We start from the raw sequence: 9,434 nt of genomic DNA on the forward strand, positions 1-9,434 counted from the left end.
GGGTCAGCCACCTGTCAATCCGGGCGAGGGCGTACCGGGACGGGTCCCGGGGACCGGTCCACGCCGCTGCTGGTTCTCGCCGCTCATGATGCCGAACGGGAGGTTGAGCGTCGGGGTGGTGATGCCCTTGTTGATCTGGTCGGTGATGTTGCCGCACTGGTCGAGCAGCGGACGCAGCGTGTTGCTGAACTGCGTGAACGCGGGATCGCCCGGCTTGAGCTTGCCCAGGTCGAGCAGCTTGCACCCGGCACCGGCGAGGTTCTGCAACTCCGGCAGGTCCACACGCAGGTCGAGGGTTCCCGACTCGGCGTTGTAGGCGTTGATCAGGTTGTTGATCGTCACCGGGAGCACCGTCAGCAGTTCCTTCTGCTGGTCGGTGGTGTCGGCCAGGGTCTGCGCGGTCGGGATGAGCTCCTTGACGCGGTCGCCGAGCGCGATCCGGTTGTCCTGCACGAATCCGGCGACGTCACCGAGGGCGACCGACAGCTTGTTCAGGGCCTCACCGAGCTGGGAACGCTCACCGGCGAGGAACGAGGAGAACGAGTCGAGCTGGGTGTTGAACTGGCGTACCTGCGCGTCGTTCTCGGCCAGCGCACCGACGAACACGTCGAGGTTCTTCACGGTGTCGACGAGGCTGCCCCGCGAGTCGCTCAGGGTGAGCGCGGCCTTGGAGAGCTGGTCGATGGTGGCACCGAGCTTCTCGCCGTTGCCCTTCAGGTTCTTCGCGCCGGTCGTGATGACCTGGCTCAGTGCGCCGGTCTTGTTGGCGCCCTGCGGGCCGAGCGAGTTCGACAGCTTCTGCACGCTCGAGTAGAGCTGGTCGATCTCGACCGGGACCATCGTCTGGTTGAGGCTCAACGTGATGTCGTCGCCGGCCTTGGCCATCCCCTTCTGATAGGTCGGGGTGAGCTGGATGTAGCGATCGGCGACCACCGACGGGGTGATCTGCACCGCGCGCACGTCCTTGGGCAGATCGTGTCCGCCGTCGACGGTGAAGGTGATCTTCACCTTGTCGCCCTGCGGCTCCACGGTGTCGACCGAGCCGACCTTGACGCCCATGATGCGGACATCGCTACCGGAGTAGATGCCGACACTCGACTTGAAGTAGGCCGTCACCTTGGTCTGGTTCAGCGAGGTGAACAGCCACCACAGCGATCCGGCGATGATCAGCGCCACCACGACACCCACCACCAGGAAGGCGATGTGGCGCGGGGTGAACCAACGACCGGGGCCCGAGGAGTCGCGCAGGTCGTGGCGGGGGGCGTTGGTCGTCATCATCCTGTCGCCCCCGTTCCACCGTTGTTGAGCTGCGGGTTCTTGCTCGGCGGCCGCGTGGTGTTCTGCGCGGGCAGACCCGGCGGCAGGATGTTGGTGACCACCGTGTCGAACCAGCGGCCGTTGCCGAGCACGTTGGCGTAGAGCCGGTAGAACGGCGCGAGATTGGTGATGGAGTCACGCAGGTTCTGATCCTGTTTCTGCAGCAGGTCGGTCACGCCCTTGAGCGATTCCAACGCCGGGCCGATCTGCTTCTCGTTGTCGCGGACGATGCCGGTCAGCGTCGTCGACAACTGCGACGTGCTGCTCAGCAACCGGGAGATGGCCGACTGGCGGGTGTTGAGTTCCTGCAGCAGGTCGCCGGCACCGGCGATGAGGCGGGTGAACTCCTGGTTGCGATCGGCGAGGATCTTCGAGGTGCCCTTCGTCGCGTCGAGGAGCTTGCGCACCTCCTGATCGCGGCTGGCGATCGTCGTCGACAACCGCGTCAGTCCGTCGAGCGAGTTGCCCAGCTCCTGCGGTGTCCCGGAGAACGCGGCCGACAGGGTCCGGAAGCTCGTCGCGAGCTGGTCGGTGTCGATCTCCTGGATGTTCGACGACGCGTCGTTGAACGCCTCGATGACGTCGTAGGGCGACGTCGTCTGGGTGATGACCTTGTCGGGATCGGCCAACTTGTCACCCCGCGGCTCGATGGCGAGGTACTTCTGCCCGAGCACGGTCTTGATCTGGATCGACGCCGAGGTCTGGTCGCCCACCCAGGTGTCACCGACACCGAAGGCGACCTGCACCTTGTTGTCGACGATGTCGACGCTCTGCACGGTGCCGACCTTGACGCCGGCCACACGGACCTCCGCACGCGGCTTGAGCCCCGCGGCCTCGGTGAAGTCGGCCTTGTAGACGACACCTGCGCCCACCAGCGGCAGGTTCGCCAGGTAGAACGACGACAGCGCCGCCATGATCAGGATCGCGAGCCCGAGTGCACCGACGGTGACCGGGCTCCGCAGAGGAGCGTCCGGACGACGGTTTTCTTTCTTGTCAGCCATGGTTTCCCTCCCCTCAGCTCGGCGGATCGTCGTTGGCCCAGCATCGCGTCGCGACGTTGGTGTAGAGCACGTAGTTGATGTCGGGCAGCGGGATCAGCGGCTGGCTCAGCATCGTCGACTTGCCGTTGCCGGCCACCAGGTCGATACCGCAGAGATAGAACTGGAACCACGAACCGAAGGTCGCCGCACGGCCGATCTTCGCCGCCTTGATCGGCAGGTTGGTGAGCGTCTTCTCGACCTCGCCGCGACGCTCGTTGATCCGCTGCGACAACTGATCGAGGCTCGCGATCGAACCCTGCAGCGACGGACGGACCGGCGTGAGGATCGAGCTGGTCACCGCGGTCAGGTTCGACACCGACGTGATTGCCGAGCCGACCGAGTTCTTCTGCGCGGCGAGGCCGGTCACGAACTTCTCGGTGGTCGTCAACAGCGAGGTCAACTGATCGTCGTGGGCGTTGATGTTGTCGAGCACCGTGGTGAGGTTCGTGATCAGCTCGCCGATCACCTTGTCCTTGTCGGCGATCGTGTTGGTCAGATCGGCCGTGTCGGACACGAGGTCGGTGATGGTGCCGCCCTCGCCCTGGAACACCTTGATGATCTCGTCGGAGAGCTTGTTGACGTCCTCGGCGGTCAGCTGCTGGAACAGCGGACGGAAGCCGTTGAACAGGTCGGTCAGGTTGACCGACGGGTGGGTGTTGGCGATCGAGATCGTCGACCCCTTCGACAACATCGCGCCGTTGTCGCCGGGTCCGCGCTCGAGCGCCAGGTACCGCAGCCCCGTCAGGTTGCGGAACTTGATGTAGGCCTGCACGCCGTCGGGGAGCTTGTCGCGGTTGATGGAGAAGGCCACCATCGCCTTGTCGTGGTCGTAGACCTCGACCGACTTGACCTGACCGACACGGACACCGGCGATACGGACGTCGTCACCCTGGTTGAGCAGCGACGCATCCGAGAAGACGGCCTTGAAGTCGTTGCTGCCGCCGGCACCGGAGTTGGCGATGGTGATGCCCAGGGTCGCGGTCGCGATCACGGTGATCACCGCGAAGATGATCAGCTTGATCAGCGGCGAGTAGAAGTTGTTCTTCACTTGACGGTCACCTGCGCCCCCTGCATGCCGGGGGCGACGATCTGCGCGATCCAGCCGGGGATCTGATCGGGCGTGGTGCCCGCCTCCGAGGCCATGATCGCCTGGAGGGCGACCTTGTTCTGCGGGTCGTCGTAGACGCTGGGCGTGATGGTGCCCGCCGGGGTCCCGGAGAAGTCCGGCGTCGGCAGTTCCTGCACGTTGCGCGGGCCGGGGTTACGCGACGGCGGCTGGTAGGAGCCGTCGTTGAGCGATCCGCCCGGGTACTGCGGGAACGGACGACCCGACTGGTAGTGGTACGGGTAGCAGATCGGTCCGCGGCTCTCTAGCAGTCGCGGCTCGTCCTGGTTCGGCAGGTAGCGTCCGCGCGGGTTCGAGAACGTCAGGCTCACGCGCACGCCCGGGTTCTTCGTCCCCTTGCCGACGATGTTGCCGACCTCGGGGATGAGACCCGCGAAATTCTTGAACGTGCACCCGAACGCCGGCGACTGCTCGGCGATCGCCGACAGCAGCGGCTCGGAGTCGATCGCCAGGGTCAGCAGGTCGCGACGGTTCGTCGCCAGGAAGTTGGTCGTGTCGACCGCCGCCTTGGTCACCGTCGAGATGAACCCGCGCAGATCGCCCTGCTTCTCCACCAGGGTGTTGGTGGTGGTGCGCAGCGAGTCGAGCGCGTCGACGATGTCGGGCAACGCCTGGGAGTAGGTCTGCGAGAACGACGCCAGGCCGCGCAGGGTCCCCTGCAGCTCGGGCATGTTCCGGTTGAACTGGGTGAAGATGTTGTTCAGGTCCTCGAAGCTGGTCCCCAACCGCTCACCGTTGCCGGTCAGCGCCTTCGAGAGGGATCCGAGCGTGACGCTGAGGTCCTGCGGCGGGATCGCCTCGAGGACCGGCAGCAGCTTGTCGAACAGTGCCTGCAGCTCCAACGCGTTGCCGCTGGAGTCGGTGCGGATGGTCGAGCCGTTGGTGAGGGTCGGACCCGCGGTGTCGGCGGGCAGCTGCAACGCCACGTACCGCTCGCCGAACAGCGTCTTCGGCAGGATGCGGGCGGTCGTGCCGGCCGGCAGCATCTTCGCCTTGTCGGGCTGGAGCCCGAGCTCGACGGTGACGGCGCCGTTGTCGGATGCGGTGACCTTGTTGACCTGTCCGACGATGAGGCCGCGGACCTTCACGTCGGCCTTGTCGGGCAGCGCGTTACCGGCCGAATCGGTCGTCAGGTTGACGTCGGTGAACGACTGGAAGGTCTGGTTGAACTTGAGGATGGTGCCGCCGATGAACAGCGCGACCACGATGAAGAACACCAGGCCCAGCAGGCGGGTACGGATGACACTCATGGATCAGCCCGCCACCCTCACGCTCGTGCTGGTTCCCCAGATCGCAAGACCCAGGAAGAAGTCGAGGACCGCGATCAGGACCAGTGCCGATCGGACGGCACGTCCGACCGCCACGCCGACACCGGCCGGGCCGCCGCTGGCGTAGTAGCCGTAGTAGCAGTGCACCAGGATGATCACGAAGGCGAAGACCAGCACCTTGCCGAATGACCACAACACGTCGGCCGGTGGCAGGAACAGGTTGAAGTAGTGGTCGTAGGAACCCGACGACTGCCCGTTGAACTGGGTGTTGACCACTCGCGTGGCGATGTACGCCGCGAGGAGACCCAACACGTACAGCGGGATGACGGCGATGAAGCCTGCGATCACGCGGGTGGTGACGAGGAACGGCACCGACGGGACGGCCATGACCTCGAGGGCGTCGATCTCCTCGGAGATGCGCATGGCGCCGAGCTGGGCGGTGAAGCCGCAACCGACCGTGGCCGACAGGGCGAGACCGGCGACCAGCGGGGCGACCTCACGGGTGTTGGCGTAGGCCGAGAGGAAGCCGGTGAGTGCCTGCGAGCCGATCTGGTCGAGGGCGGCGTAACCCTGCAGACCGACGACGACACCGGTGAAACCGGTGAGCAGCACCATCACGCCGATCGTGCCGCCGATGATCGCGAGACCGCCTGCGCCGAAGGCGACCTCGGCGAGCAGACGCAGCAGCTCTTTCGGATAGTGCTTGATGGTCCGCGGCGTCCAGGCGACGGCGCGACCGTAGAACGACATCTGCGTGCCGGCGCCGTCGAGCACCTTCAGCGGTGCCGCGACACCCTTGCGGATGCGGTAGTTGAGCAGGTCGGCCCGGCTCTTGGCGATGGTCATCTATGCACTCCCCTACGAACCCTTGGCGGGGACGATCTGCAGATACACCGCAGTGATGATCAGGTTGGCAAAGAACAGCAGCAGGAAGGTGATGACCACGCTCTGGTTGACCGCCTCGCCGACACCCTTCGGGCCACCCTTGGGGGTGAGGCCCTTGTAGGCGGCGATGACACCGGCGATGACACCGAAGATCGCGGCCTTGAGCGTGGCGACGTACAGGTCGGGCAACTGCGCGAGCGCGCCGAACGATGCGAGATACGCACCGGGCGTGCCGTTCTGGACGATCACGTTGAAGAAGTAACCGCCACCGATGCCGACCACACACACCAGGCCGTTCAGCAGCGCACCGACGAGCACCATGGCCAGCACGCGGGGCACCACCAGACGCTGGATCGGGTTGATGCCGAGCACCCGCATCGCGTCGATCTCCTCGCGGATGGTGCGCGAACCGAGGTCGGCGGCGACGGCCGAGCCGGCCGCACCGGCGATCAGCAGCGAGGTGATGATGGGCGCGGCCTGCTGCAGCACGATCAGGACGCTCGCGGCGCCGGTGAACGACTCGGCACCGAGCTGCTTGATCAGCGACGACGTCTGCAGCGAGACGATGGCGCCGAACGGGATGGCGATGAGCGCCGTCGGCAGGATGGTGACGCTCGCGATGAACCAGGCCTGCTGGATGAACTCCCGCAACTGGAACGGGCGCACGAAGATGTTGCGTGCGACGTCGATGAAGAGCTGGACGATGTTGCCCGTCTGCGTGAGCGCGGAGTTACCGGCCTGCTGCACCTTCTCGACGCCACGCGTGGTGGCTGAGCTCATCGACGACCCTCGATCGAGCGAAGGCGCGGTGACGCGACGGTCATTCAGTTCCCTCCGCGGTAGGCGGGGAACTGCTCGGTGTTGTCGTTGGACCCGGCGAACTGCTTGCTGGTGTCCACCTTCTGCGACCCGCCGGACTGGCCCGAGCGCTCCTGGGCCTCGGCGTTGTTGCGGCGGACCTCGTCCTCGGCCTCCTGCGACTGACGGATCGCCTTCTGGGCGCTCTCGGGCAGCTCGTGCATCATGTCCTCGACACGCTGACGATGACGCGCCGATGCCTTGCGCTCGGGCATACCCGGGTTGGGCTGCACCTGCGGGATGATCTCCGAGAAGTCGTCCTTCGTGCCACCGCCACCGATACCGGCATCGGCCAGTTCCTGCTCCTGGGCGGCGGTCGCGTCGTCCTTCTCCTCCGACATGCCGATCGGACCGAAACGGTCACCGGAGAGGAACTGCTTGACCGCGGGCTCATCAGAGGTCAACAGCACCTCACGCGGACCGAACATGACCAGCTCCTTGCGGAACAGCATGCCGATGTTGTCCGGGATGGTCCGGGCGATGTTGATGTTGTGCGTCACGATCAGGATCGTCGCGTCGATCTCGGCGTTGATGTCGATCAGCAACTGCGAGATGTAGGCCGTGCGCACCGGGTCCAGACCCGAGTCGGGCTCGTCGCACAGGATGATCTGCGGATCGAGCACGAGCGCGCGGGCCAGGCCGGCGCGCTTGCGCATACCGCCGGAGATCTCACCGGGCAGCTTGTCACCGGCGTCACCGAGACCGACCAGGTCGAGCTTCTCCATCACGATCGAGCGGATGTCGCTCTCGGACTTCTTGGTGTGCTCACGCAGCGGGAAGGCGGTGTTGTCGAACAGGCTCATCGACCCGAACAGCGCGCCGTCCTGGAACAGGACACCGAACAGCTTGCGGATCTCGTAGAGCTCCTTCGACGAGCACTTGGTGATGTCGGTGCCGTCGACGATCACCGAACCCTGCTCCGGGTGCAGCAACCCGATGAGCGCTTTGAGGAACACCGACTTGCCGGTACCCGAGGGCCCCAGCAGCGCACTCACCTCGCCCTCGGGGAGCGTCAGAGTGACGTCGCGCCAGATGTTCTGCGATCCGAAGGACTTGGTGAGTCCCTCGACGCTGACCTCAACACCCACGTAAAACTCCCTCTGCTGTGCCACCCCGGCTTGTGGTTGGAGTCACTCTAACCCACGGTTCGCCATCGACGAACATCAACTCGACAATTGGTGCGCTCGCCGGAAAATACCGTCGTGACCTGCAGATACGACAAGGCCACCCCGCAGCAGCGGGGTGGCCTTGTGCAGTCCGACGGAATAGACCGTCCAGACGGGACTACTTGACGGAGACCTTGGCGCCGGCCTCTTCGAGCTTCGCCTTGGCGGCCTCGGCGGCATCCTTGTCGACCTTCTCGAGGATGGCCTTGGGGGCGCTCTCCACGAGGTCCTTGGCTTCCTTCAGACCCAGACCCGAGACGACCTCACGGACGACCTTGATGACCTGGATCTTCTTGTCGCCCGCGCCCTCGAGCACGACGTCGAACTCGTCCTGCTCGGCAGCGGCCTCGGCGCCACCGGCGGCCGGGGCTCCGGCAGCGGCAACGGCGACCGGGGCGGCCGCGGTGACCTCGAAGACCTCTTCGAACTTCTTCACGAAATCGCTGAGCTCCAGCAGGGTCAGTTCCTTGAACTGATCGATGAGCTCGTCAGCACTGAGCTTCGCCATGGTGGCGTCCTTCCTGTTGTCCCCCGTGGGGGTGATCCCACACACGGGGAATGGTGTGGTGTCGGTGGGTGGTGCCTGTGGGGTGATGCGCGAGTCGGCGAGTTACTCGCCGGCCTCGGTCTTCTTCTCCTGCAGGGCCGCGGCGAGACGCGCGACCTGCGATGCGGGCTGGTTGAACAGCCCGGCAGCCTTCGCCAAATTGCCCTTCATGGCACCGGCGAGCTTTGCCAGCAAGATCTCTCGGGTCTCGAGGTCGGCGATCTGCTCGATCTCGGCCACGGACAGCGCGCGGCCGTCCATGTAGCCGCCCTTGATGATGAGAGCCTTGTTGTCCTTGGCGAACGTCTTGATCGCCTTGGCGGCGTTGACCGGTTCACCTTCGATGAAGGCGATCGCGGTCGGGCCGACGAACAGCTCGTCGAGTCCAGCGACGCCCGCTTCCGCTGCGGCGCGCTTGACCAGGGTGTTCTTGGCGACGGAGTAGGTTGCGCCCTCGCCGAGTGAACGACGCAGGTCAGAGAGCTGCTTGACGGACAGGCCACGGTATTCCGTGATGACTGTCGCCGTGGAGCCCTTGAACTGCTCGGTGATCTCCGCGACTGCGGTGACCTTGTCGGACTTGGCCATACTTCGCCTCCTCTCATGTCGATTCGGTGTCGGCCGGAAGGGCCCACTCACGACGAACGCCCCGAGCGCAGGGCATCGGGGCGTAGAGGAAAGACGGCCGCGAACGGCCACCGAACTTCACACGTCCACCCTGCGTGGGTCGCCGGCGATGAGCCGGACCTTCGAACACCTCCCGGGTGGGAGACGTCGACCGACGGTCTCTGGTTGAACAGATGTTCCCGCGGGCGTGAGCCCACGAACGTCATCGAGGACCAGAGTAGCGGCGCGGGCCGCGACGGACCAAATCGATGCAGGTCCGGGCCCGTCCCCCGGCCGACGACGCCGCAGAATCCGGTACGGATGTCCCAAGGTGTAGACATCGTTACCAAAGCGGGGACGTCCATCCCGCTCTGGTCACAAGTTCCTACGGTGCCGTATCCATACCCCATAGGCTGGGTTACATTCTGCTGGAGCAGCTGACGTGACCTGCGCCACAACGGGGTGCACACGCCAGACCACGACGGAGTGGACACAGCGAGATCCCGGCCTACGCCGACCTCGCTTCCCACAGCGAGGCGACAGCGATGAGCGTGCAGGTCGATCCACCAGAACTGCCCATGACCGAGGGCCACGGCGGCTCGGCGATGCCCGCCCCCGCCC

General features: G+C 65.5%; 9 protein-coding genes. All 9 read right to left on the reverse strand.

Annotated elements, in window-relative coordinates; genetic code table 11:
- Positions 1 to 3: 3 nt before the first annotated feature.
- Positions 4 to 1,278: an MCE family protein gene (locus TU34_RS15650; RefSeq protein WP_420835190.1), complete on the reverse strand. Its 1,275-nt coding sequence runs from the start codon at positions 1,276 to 1,278 to the stop codon at positions 4 to 6.
- Entirely contained in the window at positions 1,275 to 2,318 is a 1,044-nt protein-coding gene (locus tag TU34_RS15655; RefSeq protein ID WP_045823810.1) for an MCE family protein, read from the reverse strand. Before TU34_RS15655 ends, TU34_RS15650 begins: the two co-directional genes overlap by 4 nt.
- A 13-nt stretch (positions 2,319 to 2,331) precedes the next feature.
- On the reverse strand, positions 2,332 to 3,405 hold the full coding sequence (locus TU34_RS15660; RefSeq protein WP_045823811.1) for an MCE family protein: 1,074 nt from the start codon (positions 3,403 to 3,405) through the stop codon (positions 2,332 to 2,334).
- On the reverse strand, positions 3,402 to 4,733 hold the full coding sequence (locus tag TU34_RS15665; RefSeq protein WP_045823812.1) for an MCE family protein: 1,332 nt from the start codon (positions 4,731 to 4,733) through the stop codon (positions 3,402 to 3,404). The genes TU34_RS15660 and TU34_RS15665 overlap by 4 nt, the downstream gene beginning before the upstream one ends.
- A 3-nt stretch (positions 4,734 to 4,736) precedes the next feature.
- Complete coding sequence (locus TU34_RS15670; RefSeq protein ID WP_045823813.1) at positions 4,737 to 5,597, reverse strand: MlaE family ABC transporter permease; 861 nt, start codon at positions 5,595 to 5,597, stop codon at positions 4,737 to 4,739.
- Between the two features lie 12 nt (positions 5,598 to 5,609).
- On the reverse strand, positions 5,610 to 6,416 hold the full coding sequence (locus TU34_RS15675) for an MlaE family ABC transporter permease (RefSeq protein ID WP_045823814.1): 807 nt from the start codon (positions 6,414 to 6,416) through the stop codon (positions 5,610 to 5,612).
- 44 nt (positions 6,417 to 6,460) lie between these two features.
- The gene (locus TU34_RS15680; protein ID WP_045823815.1) at positions 6,461 to 7,582 is read right to left on the reverse strand and encodes an ABC transporter ATP-binding protein; all 1,122 of its coding nucleotides are present in this window, start codon (positions 7,580 to 7,582) and stop codon (positions 6,461 to 6,463) included.
- A gap of 196 nt (positions 7,583 to 7,778) precedes the next feature.
- Positions 7,779 to 8,168 carry a 50S ribosomal protein L7/L12 gene (gene rplL, locus TU34_RS15685; RefSeq protein WP_045823850.1) on the reverse strand — a complete coding sequence of 130 codons (390 nt, stop codon included), beginning with the start codon at positions 8,166 to 8,168 and terminating at the stop codon, positions 7,779 to 7,781.
- Between the two features lie 102 nt (positions 8,169 to 8,270).
- Complete coding sequence (gene rplJ, locus TU34_RS15690; RefSeq protein WP_045823816.1) at positions 8,271 to 8,795, reverse strand: 50S ribosomal protein L10; 525 nt, start codon at positions 8,793 to 8,795, stop codon at positions 8,271 to 8,273.
- Positions 8,796 to 9,434: the final 639 nt, after the last annotated feature.

This window comes from Williamsia herbipolensis (genome assembly GCF_000964005.1).
Classification (GTDB): domain Bacteria; phylum Actinomycetota; class Actinomycetes; order Mycobacteriales; family Mycobacteriaceae; genus Williamsia_A; species Williamsia_A herbipolensis.

Excerpts from the sequence above, each read along its gene's own strand:
- TU34_RS15650 (WP_420835190.1), bottom strand. The coding sequence starts at position 1,278 with ATGATGACGACCAACGCCCCCCGCCACGACCTGCGCGACTCCTCGGGC.
- TU34_RS15655 (WP_045823810.1), bottom strand. The coding sequence starts at position 2,318 with ATGGCTGACAAGAAAGAAAACCGTCGTCCGGACGCTCCTCTGCGGAGC.
- TU34_RS15665 (WP_045823812.1), bottom strand. The coding sequence starts at position 4,733 with ATGAGTGTCATCCGTACCCGCCTGCTGGGCCTGGTGTTCTTCATCGTG.
- TU34_RS15670 (WP_045823813.1), bottom strand. The coding sequence starts at position 5,597 with ATGACCATCGCCAAGAGCCGGGCCGACCTGCTCAACTACCGCATCCGC.
- TU34_RS15675 (WP_045823814.1), bottom strand. The coding sequence starts at position 6,416 with ATGAGCTCAGCCACCACGCGTGGCGTCGAGAAGGTGCAGCAGGCCGGT.
- rplL (WP_045823850.1), bottom strand. The coding sequence starts at position 8,168 with ATGGCGAAGCTCAGTGCTGACGAGCTCATCGATCAGTTCAAGGAACTG.
- rplJ (WP_045823816.1), bottom strand. The coding sequence starts at position 8,795 with ATGGCCAAGTCCGACAAGGTCACCGCAGTCGCGGAGATCACCGAGCAG.